Annotated in this window: 17 protein-coding genes and 1 tRNA gene; all 18 read left to right on the top strand. The window is 56.8% G+C overall.

What is annotated here, in order from left to right; translation table 11 throughout:
* Positions 1-44: 44 nt before the first annotated feature.
* The 18 genes from CVT63_00385 to CVT63_00300 all read left to right on the top strand — a co-directional run bounded on the left by CVT63_00385 (position 45) and on the right by CVT63_00300 (position 20,441).
* A complete protein-coding gene (locus CVT63_00385; protein PKQ28933.1) occupies positions 45-1,400 on the top strand; it encodes a hypothetical protein in 1,356 nt (451 codons plus the stop codon).
* 226 nt (positions 1,401-1,626) lie between these two features.
* Positions 1,627-1,704, top strand: a tRNA-Pro gene (locus tag CVT63_00380).
* A gap of 43 nt (positions 1,705-1,747) precedes the next feature.
* Positions 1,748-2,344, top strand: a complete 597-nt coding sequence (locus CVT63_00375; protein ID PKQ28932.1) for a hypothetical protein — start codon at positions 1,748-1,750, stop codon at positions 2,342-2,344.
* Between the two features lie 25 nt (positions 2,345-2,369).
* Entirely contained in the window at positions 2,370-4,889 is a 2,520-nt protein-coding gene (locus tag CVT63_00370) for a mannose-1-phosphate guanyltransferase (protein ID PKQ28931.1), read from the top strand.
* Between the two features lie 120 nt (positions 4,890-5,009).
* On the top strand, positions 5,010-6,437 hold the full coding sequence (locus tag CVT63_00365) for a phosphoglucomutase (protein ID PKQ28930.1): 1,428 nt from the start codon (positions 5,010-5,012) through the stop codon (positions 6,435-6,437).
* On the top strand, positions 6,434-7,288 hold the full coding sequence (locus CVT63_00360) for a hypothetical protein (GenBank protein ID PKQ28929.1): 855 nt from the start codon (positions 6,434-6,436) through the stop codon (positions 7,286-7,288). Before CVT63_00365 ends, CVT63_00360 begins: the two co-directional genes overlap by 4 nt.
* A complete protein-coding gene (amrA, locus tag CVT63_00355; GenBank protein ID PKQ28928.1) occupies positions 7,285-7,812 on the top strand; it encodes an AmmeMemoRadiSam system protein A in 528 nt (175 codons plus the stop codon). The genes CVT63_00360 and amrA overlap by 4 nt, the downstream gene beginning before the upstream one ends.
* A gap of 163 nt (positions 7,813-7,975) precedes the next feature.
* Complete coding sequence (locus CVT63_00350) at positions 7,976-8,905, top strand: tRNA (adenosine(37)-N6)-dimethylallyltransferase MiaA (protein ID PKQ28927.1); 930 nt, start codon at positions 7,976-7,978, stop codon at positions 8,903-8,905.
* 23 nt (positions 8,906-8,928) lie between these two features.
* On the top strand, positions 8,929-9,774 hold the full coding sequence (locus tag CVT63_00345) for a diaminopimelate epimerase (protein ID PKQ28926.1): 846 nt from the start codon (positions 8,929-8,931) through the stop codon (positions 9,772-9,774).
* A complete protein-coding gene (locus CVT63_00340; GenBank protein PKQ28925.1) occupies positions 9,775-10,932 on the top strand; it encodes an LL-diaminopimelate aminotransferase in 1,158 nt (385 codons plus the stop codon).
* Between the two features lie 9 nt (positions 10,933-10,941).
* The gene (hflX, locus tag CVT63_00335) at positions 10,942-12,231 is read left to right on the top strand and encodes a GTPase HflX (protein PKQ28924.1); all 1,290 of its coding nucleotides are present in this window, start codon (positions 10,942-10,944) and stop codon (positions 12,229-12,231) included.
* 385 nt (positions 12,232-12,616) lie between these two features.
* Complete coding sequence (locus CVT63_00330) at positions 12,617-13,117, top strand: transcriptional regulator NrdR (protein PKQ28923.1); 501 nt, start codon at positions 12,617-12,619, stop codon at positions 13,115-13,117.
* On the top strand, positions 13,114-16,992 hold the full coding sequence (locus tag CVT63_00325; GenBank protein PKQ28922.1) for a hypothetical protein: 3,879 nt from the start codon (positions 13,114-13,116) through the stop codon (positions 16,990-16,992). The genes CVT63_00330 and CVT63_00325 overlap by 4 nt, the downstream gene beginning before the upstream one ends.
* Complete coding sequence (locus tag CVT63_00320; protein PKQ28921.1) at positions 16,964-17,206, top strand: hypothetical protein; 243 nt, start codon at positions 16,964-16,966, stop codon at positions 17,204-17,206. Before CVT63_00325 ends, CVT63_00320 begins: the two co-directional genes overlap by 29 nt.
* Positions 17,207-17,216: 10 nt before the next feature.
* Positions 17,217-17,660, top strand: a complete 444-nt coding sequence (locus CVT63_00315; protein PKQ28920.1) for a dUTP diphosphatase — start codon at positions 17,217-17,219, stop codon at positions 17,658-17,660.
* Positions 17,661-17,688: 28 nt separating this feature from the next.
* Positions 17,689-18,312 carry a hypothetical protein gene (locus tag CVT63_00310; protein ID PKQ28919.1) on the top strand — a complete coding sequence of 208 codons (624 nt, stop codon included), beginning with the start codon at positions 17,689-17,691 and terminating at the stop codon, positions 18,310-18,312.
* Complete coding sequence (locus CVT63_00305) at positions 18,309-18,977, top strand: 7-cyano-7-deazaguanine synthase (protein PKQ28918.1); 669 nt, start codon at positions 18,309-18,311, stop codon at positions 18,975-18,977. Before CVT63_00310 ends, CVT63_00305 begins: the two co-directional genes overlap by 4 nt.
* Before the next feature lie 243 nt (positions 18,978-19,220).
* Positions 19,221-20,441 carry a hypothetical protein gene (locus CVT63_00300; protein ID PKQ28917.1) on the top strand — a complete coding sequence of 407 codons (1,221 nt, stop codon included), beginning with the start codon at positions 19,221-19,223 and terminating at the stop codon, positions 20,439-20,441.
* The last annotated feature ends 9 nt before the right edge of the window (positions 20,442-20,450 follow it).

Genomic DNA, 20,450 nt, shown 5'->3' with positions numbered 1-20,450 from the left:
GCAAGAAAGTCACTCAGTACGTTTCCTGGTCCGATGGTGAGATAGTGGTAATAGTGCCTGAAGGCGAAACGGGCGGCGCTGTTGTGGTAAACACAGGGACGGGCTCCAACTCGGACAGGAACTTTACCTTGCTGCACCCCACCTGGTATCTGGCGGAAGGCTCCACCGCGTGGGGCTTTGACACATACATAACGATTGAGAACCCGAACGATTCAGAAGTGACGGCCAGAATGACGTACATGGATCCCAACCCTGAAAAGGGAGGCGCAACAGCGGCAATCCGCGAGATAAAGCTCCCAAAGATGAGCCAGACGACCGTGGATCCCCGCGAGATACTGGGCGCGGTTGATTTCTCCACTAAGGTAGAGTGCCTCGAGGGCAAGACCATCGCGGTTGACCGCACCATGTCCTGGACGGGGAAGGGCGCTTCCTCACCGGAGGGCCACTCCTCGATTGGCGCGACATCCGCGTCGCTCGTGTGGTATCTCCCGGAGGGGAGCTCGGATCATAACTTTGAAACGTGGACACTCGTTCAAAATCCGAATTCAGCACAGGCTCACGTAAACCTCACATACATGATTGAGGGGGAGACCCCACAGACGCTCAAAAAAGTCATACCGGCGCACTCTCGCGCCACATACTCCATGGAGCAAGATATCGGCTCGAAGGACGCTTCTGTGAAAGTTTCCTCCAACCAGCCCGTGATAGCGGAACGCGCCATGTACAGGAACAACCGGCGCGAAGGTCACTGCTCGGTCGGCGCCGTCTCTCCAGCACAGGATTATTACCTGGCGGAAGGTTCGACCTCGTGGGGGTTCACCACTTATGTTCTCATCCAGAACCCGAACGACTCGGCCTGTGAAGTTACCCTTACCTGCATGACTCCCGAAGGAAATTTTCTGCAGGATCCGTTCACGATGCCGGCCAATTCACGCAAGACTTTGAACTTAAACGGCATCATTCCAGACAAGGACGTCTCAACCCTCGTGCACGGCTCCGCGCCTGTAATCGCCGAGCGCGCCATGTACTGGGACTTTGGGACCGGAGAGGCGTGTCACGACTCTATCGGCATGAGCGCGGCCCACAAAACCTTTTACCTGCCTGACGGCCAGACATCCGAGGGTCGTGAGACATATACACTCGTACAGAACCCGAACGACGCACCCGTGACAGTCGAGATATCCTATCTCACCAACACGTCCGCGAAAGACACCGTCTTTAAAGAGACAATAGGCGCCCGGTCAAGAATGACCTACTCCATGGCTGATAGAGGAGTAAAGGGCAGGGCAACAACCATCGTCCGCTCTCTTGACGCCGGAAAAAAGATAATGGTCGAGCGCTCCATGTACTGGAACAAAAAAGGCGCGGGTACCAACACAATCGGCGGCTTCTCCGACTGACTTAACTTTGTGGTCAGGTCTTTTTTTAAAGTCGATCGTCCGTCCAGAGGGATCAGGCGCCGTCTACCTTTACTGCGTAGAGGGGTCTGGCAACGTCTACCGCTAAAGCGGTAGACGGTGCGTGACCCCGCCGCGTCTACCGCTGCGCGGTAGATGGCGCCTGACCCCTAAAAAAGACCTGACCCCAAAAGTTAAGCGTTTTGATATCATTACCTTTGATGAATGTCGGGACGTGGCGCAGCCAGGTTAGCGCACCGGTCTGGGGGACCGGGGGTCGCCGGTTCGAATCCGGCCGTCCCGACCAACATCCTGGAATCAAAACGGCGTTTGAGACAAAGGAGCTGTTCATGGAAAATCTTGCGAACATCATTACTTTGGCGCGGATAGCGATCACCCCGCCATTCGTCATATTCATGGTGATGTCGAACTCGCATCCGGGCTACCGGTACGCGGCGCTGGCCTTATTCGCGTTTGGGGCTTTTACCGACTGGCTGGACGGCCAGGTAGCCAGGCGCACGGAAAGCGTGTCCAACTTTGGGAAAACCGCCGACCCGCTCGCGGACAGGCTTTTCATTGGCGCTACTATCATCACGCTTTACGCGATGCGCATGCTTCCGCTCGCTTTCATGGTAATCGTGCTGGGCCGCGACGTCTTGATGGCCGCCGGTTATCCGTTCCTTGGCAAGATCGATCCTGACAAGATAGCGGTGCACTGGTCGGGCAAGGTCGCGACAGCGATACTCTTTGTCGCGCTTATCTGCCTGGTTCTACCAAAGGCGCCACACATCGGCAGTCTTACGGGATTCAGTGGCTACTCTTTCACGTCGGGCGCTTCATGGCAGACGTACGGGCTATGGCTCTTCATTGTTGGCATGGCCTGGTCTCTTTACTCGGGCGCCATATATGTGAAAAGAGCGCTGGAAGCCGTCAGGGAATCAGCGTAGATTATCTGAAAGGGAACGGTCGAAGATGACTGAGCCTCAAACTCGCAATATGCTTGCGGTGGTCATGGCCGGTGGTCAGGGAACGCGGTTGCGCCCGCTGACGGGCAACCAGCCAAAGCCAATGGTTCACGTCGTCAACAAGCCGTTGATGGAGCACACCATCGAACTTCTGAAACGTCACGCCTGCACAGACATCGTAGTCACCCTCCAGTTCCTGCCGACACTTATCACAAACTACTTTGGAGACGGCAGCGATTTTGGTGTAAACATGAGCCATGTGACAGAGGAGAGTCCGCTTGGCACGGCCGGCAGCGTTCGTAACGCCCGGGCGCTGCTCGACAGAACGTTTTTGGTCATCTCGGGCGACGCGTTGACCGACATCGACCTCGCCGCAGCCGTCGACTTCCACAGAGAACGCGGCGCCATAGCGACTATCGTCCTCAAGAAAGCGCCGAACCCTCTTGATTTTGGGCTCGTCACGACTTCAGCGGACGGCAAGATCGAACGCTTTCTCGAGAAACCCGGATGGGGCGAGGTGTTCTCAGACACGATAAACACGGGCATCTACATAATTGAACCCGAGGCGCTGGACATGATCCCCGACGACCGTCCTTACGACTTCTCGAAAGAGCTTTTCCCGTTGATGCTCGAGAACGGCTTCCCTCTCTTTGGTTACGTCGCCGAAGGCTATTGGACAGACATCGGCAACCTCGAACAGTACCATGCCGCGCATCGCGATATCCTGGAAGGCCTTGTGGATATCAAAGTGCCCGGGCACAAGCTCGAGAACAATATCTGGCTCGGAGACGGTGCCGAGATAGACGACTCTGTCAACCTGTCCGGTCCATTGTTAATCGGGAATCACGTCAAGATAGAGTCTGACAGCAAAATCCGCGAGTACACCGTAATCGGCAACAACGTCGTCGTCAAACGAGACAATTTCCTCCACCGCTCCATAATTATGGACAACACGTACATCGGGCCGTCCTGTCACATAAGAGGCAGCGTGCTCGCCCGCAACTGCGACATCAAGTCGGGGGTGCGCATTGACGAAGGCGCGGTGCTGGGCAACGATTGCCTTGTGGGTGACAACGCCATCATCAACCATGGCATCCTGATATACCCGTTCAAAACCGTGGACTCCGGCGCCACGATCAACTCGAGCATCATATGGGAGTCGCGCGGCATGCGCTCGATGTTCGGAAAACATGGAATCTCGGGCCTGCTGAACGTGGACATCACCCCGGAGATGGCGGTAAAAATCGGCATGGCGTACGGCTCGACCCTCCCGGTCAACGCCCAGGTTGTCACCAGCCGCGACGGCACGAGATCCGCGCGCATAATCAAACGCGCTCTCATGGCCGGGATAAACGCGTCGGGCGTCCACTGCCGGGATCTCGAAGTCAGCGCTGTCCCGGTGAACCGTTTTACCGTCAAGAGTCACAGCGACCAGGGCGGGGTGGACACGCGCACAAACGAGCGCGATTCACAGTGGATCGACATAAACTTCTTCGACGAAGAAGGAGGCGACCTCGATCCGAACGCCCAAAGGAAGATAGAGAGCATTTACTCGCGAAACAACTTTCGCAGGGCGTTTTTAGATGAGCTTGGCGAAATATACTACCCCGCCCGCGCGAGAGAAGCGTATGCGCATGCGGTGGAGGAGAAGCTCGACACCGGCGCGATTCAGGACGCCAACTTCAAGGTGGTCTTTGATTACGGGTACGGCGCGGCCTCGCTCATAATGCCGGGGCTGCTTGGCAAGCTGGGCTGTGAAGTGCTGAGCCTCAACGCCTACACGGATGAAAAGCGGCTTATCACCGCGCGCCCGCGCCGTGAGGAGTCGCTGAAACGTCTCGGGGATGTGACACTCTCGTTCAAAGCCGACCTGGGTCTTTTCTTTGACAACGCCGCGGAAAGGCTCGCGGTCGTTACAGACGCGGGAGGCATTCTCGCCGGCAGCAATCTCCTTGTCACGATGGTCGAGCTCGTCACACGTTACACAAAACCTCCGGGGAAAATAGCGATTCCCGTGAACCAGCCGTGGGTTATAGAGGAAATCGCCGGCAGTCGTGGCTTCGAGATCACGCGCACGCGGCTCGACCGATCTGGAATCATGACGTGCGCCCGCGCCGATGGCGTCATTTTCGCGGGAAGCGGTGACGGCGGGTTTGTCTTTCCGGGATTCATGCCGGTCTACGACGCTATGATGACGTTCGCGAAACTGCTCGAAATGCTCGCGCATGCGGGCGAGCCGCTGTCGAGTCTGCAGGCGACTGTTCCCGGATTTACACTCATGCGGCGCGAGGTATTGATGTCGTGGGAAAACAAGGGCACCGTCATGAGGGTGCTGCTCGAGACTCATCAGGACGACGTCATCGATTCAACCGACGGCATAAAAATATCTTACGATGGCGGCAGGCGCTGGGCACTCGTGCTTCCGGATCCTCAAGAGCCGGTCCTTCACCTCTACGCGGAAGGCGATGGCGAAGCCGACTGCAAAGCCGTACTGGACACTTTCGAGGCCGAGATAAAGAATTCTTGAGGAAGGGGTCAGGCAACGTCTACCGCTTTAGCGGTAGACGGTGCCTGACCCCTGACCTGACTGAGGCGACGTTGGTGTTATACTTTTTGAAGTTGGCTTGTTTACACGGGAAGTGGCGACATGACTGAAATTACATTTGGCACAGACGGGTGGCGCTCGACTGTAAACACGGACTTCAACCGGACAAATGTCGAAATTGTGACGCAAGCGATCTGCAATTATCTCTATGAGAAAGAGCTCGCGCAAAAAGGGTGCGTGGTCGCTTACGATACCAGGGCACACTCGGAAGGATTCGCGGACCTGGTCTCAAACGTCTTGATGAAAAACGGAATCGCCGCTTTGCGCATGGAAACTTTCTGCCCGACGCCGCAAGCGGCGTTCGCGGTCAAGCACATTGGCGCCGCTGGCGCGATCATGCTCACCGCGAGCCATAACCCTCCGGAGTATAACGGGATCAAGTTCATTCCCCATTACGGGGGACCGGCGACACCCGACATCACCGGCGACATCGAATGGGAAATTGGAGCGATCCTCGAGGAAGGCCACACCGATCCGCCTGTCGACAGGACGCTGGCGCCCATCAAGAAGCTCGACGTCAGCAATGAATACATCAAACAACTCTTGAGTCTCGTGGAACGATCGATGATAGAACGCTCTCACGTAAAAATACTTTTCGATCCAATGTACGGGTCAGGTCAGAATGTTTTCATGAGAGCGCTCGCGCACATGGACGCGCACGTGACCCCACTCCACTGCCACCTTGACTCCGAGTTCGGGGGTCTGCTCCCTGAGCCAATCGAGCCCAATCTCACGGAGTGCAAAAAAGCGGTGCTCGTCAACAAGTCCGACCTGGGAATCGCGCTCGACGGAGACGCCGACCGATTTGGTGTCGTGGATTCGAAAGGCGTCTACCTCACCCCAAACAAGGCCCTGACGCTGATGTTGTGGTACCTGCTCACCTACAAACCAACGGGAGGCGCCGTAGCCCGCTCGATAGCGACCACCCACATGCTCGACACCATCGCCGAGCACAACGGCTGCCGTGTGCTGGAGACGCCGGTCGGCTTCAAGTACATCGGCGAACTCATGCGCAAGAAGATGATTATTCTGGGCGGTGAAGAGAGCGGGGGCGTGAGCGTCGCGGGGCATATCCCCGAGAAAGACGGTCTCATGGCCGGCCTGATCCTCATCGAGATCGCCGCGCGGTTCAAGAAGCCGTTGTCCGAGCTTCTGGAAAACATTTACAACGAGTTCGGCCCGTGCTTTGACGAACGGATTGACGTCAAACTGCCGGAAAGCCGCAAAGAAACCCTTATGGATTCGTTAAGCGAGAACCCTCCCCGCGCGCTGGGGGATGAAGACGTTGTAAAAGTAAACTTGAGCGACGGCGTGAAAGTCATTACCGCCGCCGACACGTGGATGCTCGTTCGCGCTTCCGGGACTGAGCCGATGGTTCGCGTCTATATCGAGGCGCGCGGCAAGGAAGCGTTTGACAGAGCCCGAAAGACAGCGCTGAAAATCATCAAGGGACATCAGGGCAAGGGATAAATCCCGTGGAATACCTGAAGTTGTGCTGTGTGGCGCCTCACCCTCCAATTCTCGTGCCAGAAGTTGGGGGGGGCGAGGTAAGGCATGTTCAAAAGAGCGCGGCCGCTCTCGAAACCCTCGCTTCCGAGATCGAAGAGGTGGCCCCTGACGTTCTTGTCATTATGTCTCCACACACCCCGATATGCAGGAACGCGTTCACGGTAAAAACCGCTCCGGCGCTGGGTGGCTCATTTTCCATGTTCGGGGCGCCGCAGGTTCGCGTCGATGCCGTTTCGGATATTGAACTTGCCATGGCGGTCTTGAAGCGCGCGCGAGAGATGGGGGTACCGTGCGAGGCCACGGGGGAGCGCGGCGCGGGCGATCTCGATCACGGCATACTGGTTCCCCTGTACTTCCTCGCGAAGCGCTCTTACCCGCTCGTGTGCCTGTCTCTGTCTCTTCTGGACTTCGAGGCGCATTACATGATGGGCATTGCTATAAGAAAGGCTGTGGAATCCGTTGGGCGAAAAGCCGTGTTCATCGCATCTGGAGACATGTCACACCGGCTTATCCCGACGGCCCCGGCGGGGTATAGCCCGCGTGGCGCCGAATTTGACGCGCTTATCGTGGACATCGTGTCGAGCGGCGATTTTACAGGTCTCTTTGAGCTTGACAGTCGCCTCGTGGACGAGGCGGGAGAGTGCGGACTTCGATCGCTTGTGACAATGGCGGGAACAGTGGATGGTTGCGCCCGCTCAAGCGAGGTGCTCTCCTACGAGGGACCTTTCGGGGTCGGCTACATGGTCGCGCGAATGCGTCCCGGCGAGCCTGATGCAACGCTGTCTCTCGTGGGAAAGGATGGGACGACATGACCGCCCCGGGAGAACCACAGAGCGAGCATGCGAAGCTGGCGCGCAAGGTAGTGGAGGCGTGCGTCCGTGGCGAGGACTTGACGGACGTCGAGAACGTGGCGCTTGAGCTCAAGGAGAAGCGCGCAGGCGTTTTCGTGTGCATCGAAAAGAATGGCGAGCTGCGCGGATGCATCGGAACCATCCAGCCGGCGGCGCGTGACATCGCCGAAGAGATAAGGAACAACGCCATATCGAGCGCGAAGTCGGACTTTCGCTTCGGGCCGGTAAGGCCGAACGAGCTCGACAGGCTGACCTACTCGGTAGACGTGCTGGGCGAGGCGGAAGACATAGCCGATATGAGCCACCTGGATCCGAAAGTTTACGGCGTCATCGTCAGGTCGGGCAACAAGTCGGGATTGCTGCTTCCGGATCTCGAGGGTGTGGACACGGCGGAGGAGCAGGTGCGCATCGCCATGATGAAGGCCGGGATAAGCCCGGGCGAGCCGGTGGCTCTTCAGCGCTTCACGGTCACCAGGCACAAATAAGAGGCTCGGGATGTCTTTTTCGCCCTCCGCTCGCAGGCTCGGACGTCGGTCGGTGGAAAACATCCCTCGCCTTGCTTGAGGAGGGAGAAACAGAGAGGTGACACACCACCATCTTGAACATGCGCCAAAAGCTTCCTCGCCCGGGAGCGGAGGAAAATCCCACTTGGAGCCTGGCACAAAAATGGCCGCTATCGTTGGGCCGACCGCTATCGGCAAGACCGCCGTCGCTGTCACTGTAGCCGCCGAGATCAATGCCGAGATCGTCTCCATAGACGCCATACAGGTCTATCGCGGCATGGACATCGGCGCCAATAAGCCTACAAAGGAAGAGCGTGAAGCCGTCCCGTTTCACATGCTCGACGTGGTGGATCCGAAAGAATCTTTTTCAGTCGCCCGCTTCAAGGAGCTTGCGGACGAACAGATACTGGACATCACCTCACGGGGCGGTTTGCCACTGCTGGTCGGAGGTTCCGGGCTGTACTACCGCGCCGTGGTGGACGACCTTAACTTCGCGAACGGGCATCGTGTCGATGCGGATGATGACGAGTTCCATGACATGAACGACCTCGAGCTTCACAAACTCCTCGAGAATCTGAACCATGCCGCCGCGCTTGAAATTTCTCCGCGGAACCGCCGACGGGTTCTTCGCGCAATCGAAGTGGCGCGGCAGGGTGATCGCCTGATGTCGGAGAGACAGCGCTCCTGGAGCGACTATCAGTCGCCGTATGACGCGCGTGTCGTCGGGCTCAAGATGGACCGCGTCTTGTTGCGCCGCCTGATAGACGAACGCGTGGACAGGATGATGGCACAAGGGCTTGTGGACGAGGTGATGCGCCTCAAAGAAACGGGGCTCGAGCGCGGGACGATAGCGGCCGAGGCTCTCGGGTACAGGCAAATCCTGGAGCATCTCGATGGCGAGAAGACACTTGACGAGGCGGTTGATGAGATCAAGCGCCGCACCCGCAACTACGCGAAGAGACAGATGACGTGGTTCAAGGCCGACCCCCGCGTGAAGTGGTTCGACGTCGGAGAGCGACCGCGGGATGCCGCCGATATGATAATATCCACACTCAAAGAGAGCGCAAACCTTTAACTCAATCTAGGAAATTGATCAGGATGGAATTTTTCAAGTATGAAGCCGCCGGTAACGATTTCATTATGCTGGATCGCTTCTCAGGTGGAAATGAGACCACGCCGGATGAGGCGCGACGTCTGTGCGCCAGGCGAACGGGCGTGGGAGCGGACGGCGTTATCGAGATGCTCCCGTCCGATTCCTGTGACCTCAAGATGCGCATTCTCAATGCCGACGGATCCGAAGCGCAGATGTGCGGCAATGGCGCGCGCGCTCTTTTTCTTTTCGCGCTGGATCGTGGCGTCCTGGACTCCGATGAGGCAACCGTGGAGACCCTCTCGGGCGCGCGGCGCGTATCCCGTGCAAAAACGCAACACCGGGGTCAGGCCCCGGTGTTGCGTTTTTCTGTTGATATGGGCGTTCCGAAGTATCGCAGGGCCGATATTCCAATGGAGGGGCAACCGACGGAAGAGGCGGTAAGTATCGAGTTGCCCCTCGAAAGCCGCGATCCGGTTACGGTCACGTGCGTGTCAATGGGCAACCCCCACTGTGTCGTCTTTGTGCAAGACGTCAACGGATATCCGGTTCAAAACGTGGGCCCTCTACTCGAGACACATCGTTTTTTTCCAGAGCGAACCAACGTCGAGTTTGTCGAGATATTAGACGACGGCAACCTCGAGGCGAGAGTCTGGGAGCGCGGAGTAGGGGAGACTCTGGCGTGCGGCACCGGGGCGTGCGCGTCGGTCGTAGCGGCAAGCGTCAACGGTCTCATCCCAAAACGCGCATCCGTATTCCTGCCGGGCGGGGCGCTGGTAGTTGACTGGACGGAAGACGGGGTACTGCTCACGGGTCCCGCCAGGCACGTATTCGATGGAAAGACGGTTCACTAGATGCGATTTTCACAAAAGTTAGAGAGAGTGCCTCCATACCTCTTCGCCGGGATAGACAAAAAGATCGCCGAAAAAAGGGCGCAAGGTGTCGACGTGATCAGTTTCGGCGTCGGCGACCCTGACATGCCGACACCGGACAAAGTGATCGAAAGGCTTTGCTCTGAAGCGCGCCGGCCTGAAAACCACCGCTATCCATCTTACTTTGGCCTTGGCGAATTCAGAGAATCCGCGGCCCGGTGGATAGAGCGCAGGTTCGGCGTGGCACTGGACCCCGAACGCGAGATACTCCCGCTCATTGGCTCCAAGGAGGGCATAGCTCACATGGCGCTGGCCGCGCTCGATCCCGGTGACATTGCGCTGGTTCCAGAGCCCTCGTACCCTGTTTATGCGATGGGGACGCTCCTGGCGGGCGCGGAATCGCATTATCTGCCCTTGACGCCGGAGAACCGCTTTCTTCCCGACCTCGAGAGCGTGCCAGAGGGCGTGCTACGCCGCGCTCGAATACTGTGGATCAACTACCCGAACAATCCGACCGGCGCGGTCGCGCAAATCGACTTCTTTGAGCGCGCGGTCGAGTTCTGCCTTGAGCACAACATCATTCTTGCCCACGACAACGCCTACTCTGAAATAACTTACGACGGATTTGTCGCTCCCAGCGTTCTCGAGGTTCCGGGGGCAAAGGAGACGGGCCTGGAGTTTCATTCCCTGTCCAAGACGTTCAACATGACGGGATGGCGCATTGGTTTCGCCTGCGGCAACGCGGACATCATCAGCGCGCTTGGCACTGTCAAGACAAATATCGACTCGGGAATTTTTAATCCGGTGCAGCTTGCGGGCATTGAGGCGCTGAACAGTTGCGAGTCCGACGCCAGCCGGATGACAGCCACCTACAAGCGAAGACGTGATCTTTTGGTCAGGGAACTTGCTTCGCTGGGCTGGCGAGTCGATCCCCCGAAAGGGAGCATCTATATATGGTTGCCGGTTCCAGGCGGCTTCGACTCCGTCAGCTTCTCGACGCATGTCCTCGAGGCGGCAGGCGTCTTCTTTACTCCAGGCAACGCGTATGGCTCATCCGGGGAGGGGTTCGTCAGGCTCTCACTGACAGTCGAAGATGACCGGATAATTGAAGCCATGGCGCGCCTCGAGAAACTGCTTTGACGGAGCGTCATGTCATCTGACAATAGCCCCAACTTGTCGGGCGATGTCGAGGGCGCGTTGCTGGTCGCGCTGCAACTTCCCTCGATGTCCGATGACGGGGTTGCCGAATCGCTATCAGAGCTCGAGGCGCTTGCTGTCGCGGCCGGCGCGCGCATCCGCGGCTCGCTGACACAGAAGCGCGACAGGTACGACCCTGCGACAGTGCTTGGCCGCGGAAAAGTCGAAGAGGTTGCCCGCGCCGTCAGGGACGCGGACGCGTCGCTCGTCATATTCGATAATGAATTGTCGGTGGCCCAGCAAGGCAGACTCGCATCCGCGCTCGGCGTCAGGGTTCTCGATCGCGCGGCGCTGATACTGGATATCTTTGCCCTCCACGCCCACACGGCCGAAGGCAGAACACAGGTCGAGCTCGCTCAACTGTCATACCTTTTTCCACGGATGCGCGGGCACGGCATCGAGCTCTCCAGACTGGGAGGCGGCATCGGAACCAGAGGTCCCGGCGAGACGAAACTCGAAGTGGATCGGCGTCGCATCCGCAAGAGGATGCGCCGTCTGGAGCGCGATCTGGAGAAGATGGAGGCCGTGCGCCAGACTCAGTGCAAGCAGCGCGGGCGGGCGGGCCTGATCTCAATCTGCCTTGTCGGCTATACAAACAGCGGCAAGTCGTCTATCTTAAATCGCCTGACAGGCTCTACTGTACTCGTCCGGAACCAGCTCTTCAGCACTCTGGACTCCACTACCAGACGCCTGGAGTTCGCCCGCGGCCAGGCCGCTGTCATATCCGATACTGTCGGGTTCATTCGAAACCTCCCACACGAACTGGTGGCGGCTTTTCACTCGACGCTCGAAGTTGTCCGGGACGCAATGGTTCTCATACACGTCATCGACGCTACCATGCAGGAATCCATGGCGTCGCGAATGCGGGCGGTAATCGAAACGCTCGCGGAACTGGACGCGTCAGACATTCCCGCCATAACAGTTTTCAATAAAACCGACGCTGTATCGCCAACGGAAAAATCTACCTTAAAAAAAAGATTCCCTGAGTCTGTGCTGATATCGGCACTGACTGGAGAAGGGACACCCGAGCTACTTTCCGCGATCGCCGCTGTTGCCAGGCTGGAGTTATCCAGCGCGCGCCTTCGCGTCCCCGCCGATCGCGGTGATATCATAGCCAGTTTATACCGCGACGCAACCGTTCAAAGCAGCAGGATCGATGGCGATAGCATGCTTATCTCAGCCAGGTTGCCGCGCGACAAACTCGCGAACTATTCAACCTACCTGGAAAAAGATAGCCGATAACTGCCACTGTTTGCCAGTTATTACTCAATCTCAAGTACAGGTTCAGAAAAAAGTTTTTCTATATCATCGCTCAAGACAGAGGAGTTATTCAGATGTTCTTGCTCCTTGCGTCAGGCACCGCATGAACCGTGGGTTTACACACTCAATGCGCTTCCGTGCCGCAAGCCGTGCGGCAATCATGCGTCTTCTCGTTAATCTACACAAGGCTCGACCACCAACTAAACCTTAAATCAAGCTTTATCCCTTCTGCCAACAGTGAACCAATCGAATAGAGAAAATATTTACGAAAACCGTCTTGACACACCCTATCTTGTGGTTAAAAATGGCCTTCATCACAAGATGTGGTTTTGAAGAATTGGTGGAACAATAAGGTTGGTTTAGATAAGTGAAATGCCCGTTTTGCGAGAACAATAAGACAAAAGTAATCGACACGCGAGTCATCAAAGAAGGCGATGGGATCAGGCGGCGCAGGTGTTGTCCGTCATGCGGTCACAGGTTTACCACTTTCGAGCGCAGAGAAAAAGTTGATGCGCTGATAGTCAAAAGAGATGGCGCGCTCGAAAGTTATGACAGGACAAAGATCGCCAATGGTTTTTACAAGGCTCTTTCCAAGCGAAACGTAGCGCTTTCTATAATTGAGAACAACATTGACGAGATGGAGAGCGCCTTGATGCGGCGAAAGGAAAAAACAATCCAATCTTGCGAGATCGGCGACATGGTGATGGAGCGGCTCCGCATGCTGGATGAAATCGCGTACCTTCGTTTCGCTTCCGTCTACAAGAGGTTCGGAGACGTGTCTGAATTTCAGAAAGAGTTCGAGGATATCATGCCAACGCTGCCGGAAAATCACGTGAACGGCGAGACAGCGCAAAGGAGCGGTAGGTGACGCCCAAGATTCAGGTTCTGGACAACAACGTGGGATTTACATACGAAGCCGCCTGTGATGCCACCGATATCGCACTCCGGGTGAGCACGGTATCGCAAGAAGAGATCAACCTCTGGGACAAACAAAGGATCGTGGCTTCGATCATGCTCGAGGCCAAAGCCTCCCCGGAACTCGCGCAAGAGATAGCGGACGAGGTGGAAAAGGCTCTTGTCACGTCAGATCAGATACGTGTAACAACAAGTCTTATTCGTGAGCTCATCGACCTTCAGTTCATGGAGCGTGGCCTGTCGCACATGCTCGAACGCCACACCAAGCTTGGCCTTCCCATGTTTGACGTTGAAAACATAATCACCCAGGCCAACAAAGAGAACTCCAACACCACTCACAATCCGGAATCCATCAACCTCACTATCGCCGAAGCGGTTCTCAAGCAGTACGCGCTCGAGAAGGTTTTCTCCGATGACATAGCCCGCGCTCACTATGAGGGCGCGATCCACTTGCACGACCTTGGCTTCATCGTAAGACCGTATTGTGGAGGACACAGCCTGGAGTACGTCAAGAAGTATGGACTGAGGCTCCCAAACATCACAAGCACCTCGCGCCCGGCGAAACATCCCGATGTCCTGATAGGCCACATGGTCAAGATGGCGTCCACGCTTCAATCGTATTACGCCGGCGCTATCGGGTGGGAAGCGGTAAACGTTTTCTTCGCTCCGTTGCTTGTGGGCCTTCCGTACGAGCGATTGCTTCAGCTCGCGCAGATGCTGATTTTCGAATTCAATCAGCTTGCCGGCGCCAGAGGTTCGCTCCGAGGCGACGAGCGGATTTTTGTCTACGACAGTATCTCAGACAAGCTGGATCTGGTGGAAATCGGCGCTTTCGTCGATTCCCGCCTTGCGGTGGAGGGAGAGGCCACCTCCAAGGTCGAGGGGGATCGGTACTACGCTGTCAGCTTCGACCACGAGACCGGCGAGACCGTTCTGTCGAGGATATACGCGGCCATCCGCCATGAGAACAACCACCAGGTCGTCGAAGTCAAGACGGGTCAGGGGCAGAAGGTAAAGGTAACCGACAACCACTCACTGTTCATGTTCGACGAGGAAGGCCAGGTTATCGGCGCCCTGCCCAAAGACGAACCGGAAGTCGTGCTCGTGCCTCGCCAGATAGATATCGATCATGAGCAAAAGAGCGTTGACGTCCTCAAACTCGTCGGCGACTTCGACACGCTGGAGACCGGCGGCCAGGTGTTCATTCGCGGAAAGTCGCCGCGCAAATTCGGCGTGGATCAGTTTCTCTCAGTCACACCCGAACTCGCGAGATTGCTCGGCTACTACGTTTCCGAGGGAAGCCTCGGCTCGCAAGTCAGTCTGCACGTGTTCCACGATTCGCTTTTCGAGGACGTGAAGAAGTGCGTGGAAACCGTTTTCGGTGTCCCGTGCCGGGTCAAAGGCGGCACGTGTTCCTTTGGCGGCAGGACGCACGTCGCCCTGTTCGAAGCGCTTTGCGGCCGGCAGGCCGAAAACAAGATGATCCCCACCATCGTTCTCCTCGGCAAAAGAGAGATTGTCGAGGAGTTCCTCTCGGCTTACCTGTCCGGAGACGGCTACATCTCCGGAAACAGGATAGGATGCTCCACTGTCTCGCTCACACTCAAGGCACACCTCTGGTTTGCTTTCACGCGGCTGGGCGCTGTTCCCAGCATACGCACCGACCAGGTGGCCCCGGTAGAGATAAAGAGAAATAAAGTTGCCGTCGCCCGGGAAAGACACGTGGTCACCATTGGCTCGACACAACTGGAGAAAGTCCGCTTTGTGCATTCCGAAAAGGAAGCCGCGAGGGTTTCCAGCATCGAGAAGCCGGGTAAGCAATACGACCAGAAGCGGTACTCCTACGAGCACCTGAGGGGACTCATAAAGGAAGTGTTTGGTGATCGGATGTCGGTCAAGAAACTGGGCAAGATAACTCCCGAAAAGATCCGTGAGCTCCATTCCGAAGTCGAGCGGAGGCTCGCATGCGTCGACATCGAACAGCTCGAGCGCCTTTGCAACGAGGATATGGTCGCGCTGTGCAAGCGCTATCTCACCGGCAACCCGGACATCTGCTATCAGACGGCATACGGGCTGATGCGGCAACTCGAGAAAGACGCCGTGCCCGTTCACAGTTGCCACATGCGGCCGGACAGAATACTCGATGACTCCCCTTACGCCGGACTTCAGATGGACAGGGTGATCGACTCCCTGAGCGTACCGAGAGCTATCGAAGCCCGCAAAGGCTTAAACGATTCACAGTTTTTCTTCGATGCGAGGCAGATCCCGTCCAACCCCAACATGTTGAAGCTGGGCCTGGGGATCGCCATAAAGCAGCACGAGAAGATGTCCCGGCTCAAAGAGGCGCTGGAGCGGTGCCTGGCGCTGTTGCCGGCGGGGGTCGATTCCATAGAGCCGATTGACAACAAGGAGTATGTGTACGATATCGGCGTGGAAGGTACCGAGAACTTCCTGACCGCCGACGGGATATTCGCGCACAACAGTCAAGTGGTGTTCACCGATTTCAACCTGTACTGGAACGTGCCCGGCCACCTTGCGGACGCTCCGGCGATAGGCCCGGGAGGCGTTCCAACCGGCAAGACATACAAGGAGTACGAGCCCGAAGCGCAAGCGTTCCTGAAGGCCCTTTTTGAGATATATCTCAAAGGCGACGCCATGGGCAAGACCTTTGTTTTTCCCAAGCCGCTTTTGCACATAAACAACGATTTCTTCCGCACCGAGGGGTGGGAAGAAATGCTGGATATCGCCTGCGACGTGGCGGGCAAGCAGGGCATCACTTACTTTGTGTTTGATCGTGGTGATGAAGTTACGGTTTCTCAGTGCTGCAGATTAAAGCTCAAGCTCAGCGAGGAGGATATCAAAGAAGCTCTCACGCCTGAAAAGATGCGCTTCAGCGCGCTCCAGAACATCACTATAAACCTGCCACGCATCGCGTACCTGGCGCACGGCAGCGACGAGATGCTGTTCAGTGAAATCGAAAAGACACTCGAACTTGTAGCACAGGCGCACCTTCAAAAGCAAAAGTTCGTGTCGAGCCTGATGGCGCTGGGCGCGGACGGGCCGGTTTCGCTGTTGTGCATGGAGAACGACGGAGACCCTTACCTGCGCATCGACCGGCTGACCTACCTTGCCGGCCTGATTGGCTTGAATGAGATGGTGCAACATCATCTGGGTCATCAGCTCCATGAGTCGGAGGAGGCCCTGCGGTTCGGGCTCAAGGTCGTAGCCCACATGAGCCTCATCTGCGATCGCCTCTCTGAGCGATTCGGCATCAACATCGTGCTCGAGGAATCGCCTGCCGAGTCGAGCGGCTACAGGCTCGCGAAGCTCGACATGAAATATTTTCCCTCACAGACGAAGAGTGTCCTCAAGGGAGACGTCGAGACCGACCAGTTCTACTACACCAACAGCGTGCATCTGGCGACGGACGCTCCGATCGATTACGTGGAGCGCGTCCAGAAGCAGAGCCTCTTTCATCCTCTCATCAAGGCGGGCGCGATTATCCACGTGTGGCTGGGCGAGCACGAACCGCCCGCCGCGTCGATACGCAAGTTCGTGGAGAAGGTGTTCTCAGACACCAACGCCGCGCAAGTTGCCTTCAGTCCCGAGTTCACCGTTTGCGAGACGTGCGCGAAAACAACCCGCGGGCTCTCGAGTGAGTGCCCGCTTTGCGGTTCAAAGGACGTATACGGAATCACGAGGATCGTCGGCTATTACTCAAAGGTTTCGACATGGAACAAAGGCAAACTCGGCGAACTCAAGGAACGAAACAGAACAGCGCTCACGAAAGGGGATAAGGATGTTGTTGAAAGTATTTGTGAAAGATGAATGCCCAAACTGTCCGGCGGCGAAAGAGGTGGCAAACCAGTTTCCCTTTAGCAAACTCTTCGACATGAACGAAGCTGAGGGGCTGGCTGAGGCCGCGTTCCATAGCGTGCTGTGCACACCGTCTATGGTGCTGGTGGACGATGCTGAAATCGTAGTTCATTCGTGGCGCTGTCGCGTGCCGCGGCCTACTGAGATCGCCAACTACGCGGCTTGAAGGCGGGCGAATCGAACTGACTTTTACTGTGGAGTTCAAGAAGCTCGATGTGGAAGCGTCTGCGCCGATCTATGCCCATGACTTCGACGCCGGCTGTGACCTCGAGAGCAGGGTCGATCTGGTTTTAGGGCCAGGAAAGAGAGAATTGGTTCCTACCGGAATCGCGATCTCTATTCCCGAAGGTTATGCCGGGTTCCTTCAGCCCAGGAGCGGCCTTGCCGCTCGCCACGGCATCGGCATAGTAAACACTCCAGGTCTCATAGATTCGCACTACCGTGGCGAAATCAAGGTCATCCTCATAAACCACGACCGGGAAAAGCTTTTCAATGTGCGCAAGGGCGATAAAATCTGTCAGCTGGTCTTCCAAAAAGTCGAGCGCGCCGAGTTTCGAGAGGTCGAGCGCCTGGACAAAACGGTTCGTGGCGAGAACGGCTTTGGATCCACGGGCGTTTAACGCCGGTTCGCGTCACAAGCGGTGCGGCATGGATTCCATGAACCAGCGGGGAGAAAGCCCGCTCACTGAGCCTTTGATGAAACTGCGCGAATCGAACCCTGAAGAAGTGGCGCGCAAAGCCGGCGCGCGGTGGGAGTCCGCGGTGGGAGATGTCGTACTGCCCGTGTTATCAGGCGAAGTGCGCGTGCGATTTCCCGAAGTTCACATCGAAGCGCCGCGCGGCCTCGATTCTTTTTCGCTCAAGTTGCTGACGCTTCTCTACCTGTGCAACACCGACGGCGCCGCGCCCTCCGGCCAGTGGCTTGCCTACCGGGATCTTCCAGGCGGCCGCTTTTACGAACCCGTAGTCAACAGAAGTGTGGAGGCCCCTATCGCCAGACAATTCGGTGAAAACGTGGCCGGTTTCTTAGAGGCGTGCGCGGGGGCGGGCGGCGTCGACGCAAGCTTTGGCGACGCGTCCTCACAGTTCGCTCTTTTCCCAAAAGTTCATATCGCGTTCATCCTCTGGCAAAACGACAGGGAATTCCCAGCGCGCGCGCAGGCTCTGTTCGACTCGAATAGCGCACACCACCTGAACGCGTTCGACCTGCGCATGGGCGCTCAAGAGATATCCTCGATGATTGTCAAGTTGCCGACGGGGGAGGGAAGTTGAAGAAAGCGCTCGTTCTCGTATCGGGCGGGATGGACTCAGGACTGTGCCTGTATCTCGCGGTGGCAGAGCATGGACAACAAGCTGTTGATGCGCTGTTTTTTGACTGGGGCCAGCGCGCGCTCAAAGAAGAACTGGCCGCGGCGCGGGCGATTTGTCGTGAAACCGGCGTCGATGAGCCCCTGGTGGTAACGCTCGACTTTCCGTACCGAGGACCGCTCACGGATCAGAGCATTGCCCTTCAGATTGACCGGTCGCCATCCGAAATGCAGACCCCTGGAATCTCTGCGGCTTTCTTCCCTGGGCGCAACCTGGTGATGCTCGCACATGCCTTCGGTCTGGCCTCCTCACGCGGACACTCGGAGATATCCTTCGGCCCAAACGCCGATGACGCCGCCGGCTATCCGGATTGCCGCGAGAAGTGCCTGCGAAACCTCGAGGTCGCGTGCCGTTGCGGACTCGAGAGAGAAATTGCCCTAGTGTTGCCCGTTATTCACATGTCCAAATTGGATATCGTTCGCGTGGGCAACGCGCTTGGAGTACCCTGGGACATGACTTTCTCGTGCTACTCGCCAGTTGATGGCGCGCCGTGCAAGCGGTGCGACGCCTGCGTACTGAGAGCAGACGTCCTCAAACATTTTTCCTCCCCCGCAGACGGGGAGGATTAAGGTGGGGGGGCGAGGTACCCCCCTGACAAGGGGGACTAGGGGGGTTCTGCCCCAACCCTCTCCCACCACACGCGCTTCGCGCGCGGTGACCCCGAGGCAAGGGAGTCATTGACGGATTCCACTTGAGCCGCGTCTTTCAGGCGCGGCGCTTTCTGTGCAGGAAATATCCGTCCCGTTTGACAAATCCGGAATTCCTTGTCATAATCATAAACGCTATATAGCCATAATGACAATGTGGAGTTTATGATTATGATGTACCTGAACAGGGAAATCTCGAGGCCGTTGAAAGAGGTTCTCGAGGACTTTCCGGTAGTTGTGATTGCCGGGATGCGGCAGGCAGGAAAAAGCACTTTGCTCCTCAATGAGCCGTTCCTTGCCGGCAGGACATATGTTAACCTTGATGATTTCGCGTCACTGATAGAAGCGAGGGAAAGCCCGGAAGCAATGCTCGGGCAGCTCGAGCTTATTACAATTGACGAAGCACAACGAGCTCCGGACATGCTCATTGCGATCAAGAAGTTGGTTGATGAGAAAAGGGAACCCGGGCGTTTTCTCCTTTCAGGGTCGGCCAATTTTCTCTTGATGGAAAAGGTCTCGGAAAGTCTTGCCGGAAGAGCGCTTTACTTGCATCTGCGTCCCATGAACCGAAGAGAGCGCCAGTGCAGTATCAACAAAGAACCGTTTATCTCGAAGGTTCTGAACGAAGGCGAACCAAAGCGAGTGTCAGGAGCTTCTCCGATCAAGGATGCCGAGATAATCGATGGAGGACTCCCATCCGTCTGTACGGGACAGGTCAGGCAAAAGGAAAGATGGTTTGAGGGATACGAAGAAACCTACGTGGAGAAAGATGTCAGGAATCTCGCAAATATCGGTGACCTGATATCATTTCGCAGGATGCTGCGACTGGTCGCCAACAGAACCGGCCAGTTGCTAAACATCAGCCAACTCGCGAGCGATGCTGGAACAAGTGTGCCGACAGCAAGGAAATACCTGAGCCTTCTGGAAACCTCCTTTGTGACTACCATTATTCCCCCGTATCTAAGCAGCAGAACCACCCGATTAATCAAGACGCCAAAGGTGTTTGTCACGGATTCCGGGCTGGCGGCGCACATGGTTGGGGTACGCAGTCTCTCTGGAGACTCATTCCGCGGGCACCTGTTCGAGACGTATGTCGCACAGAATCTTCAGTCTATCCTTGAGGCGCATGCGTCAAACGCCCGGATGTATTTCTGGCGAATTCAGGGCCGTTACGAGGTGGACTTCATCATCGAAGCGGGCGAGGACATCATCGCGATCGAGGTAAAGGCCGCCACGAGATGGAACCCCGGTGACCTGGCCGGACTTAACGCGTTCTTGAAGGCGGAACCGAGGTGTAAGGCTGCGTTCCTCGCGTTCAACGGAACCGAAATAGCGAAACTCGGGGACAGATTGTGGGCTGTTCCCATTAGCGCACTGCTGTCTTGAATCGAGGCG

The sequence above is a fragment of the Candidatus Anoxymicrobium japonicum genome (assembly GCA_002843005.1).
Lineage (GTDB): Bacteria > Actinomycetota > Geothermincolia > Fen-727 > Anoxymicrobiaceae > Anoxymicrobium > Anoxymicrobium japonicum.
Note: the sequence above shows the minus strand (reverse complement) of the source record. Positions and strands in the feature narration are given on the sequence as shown.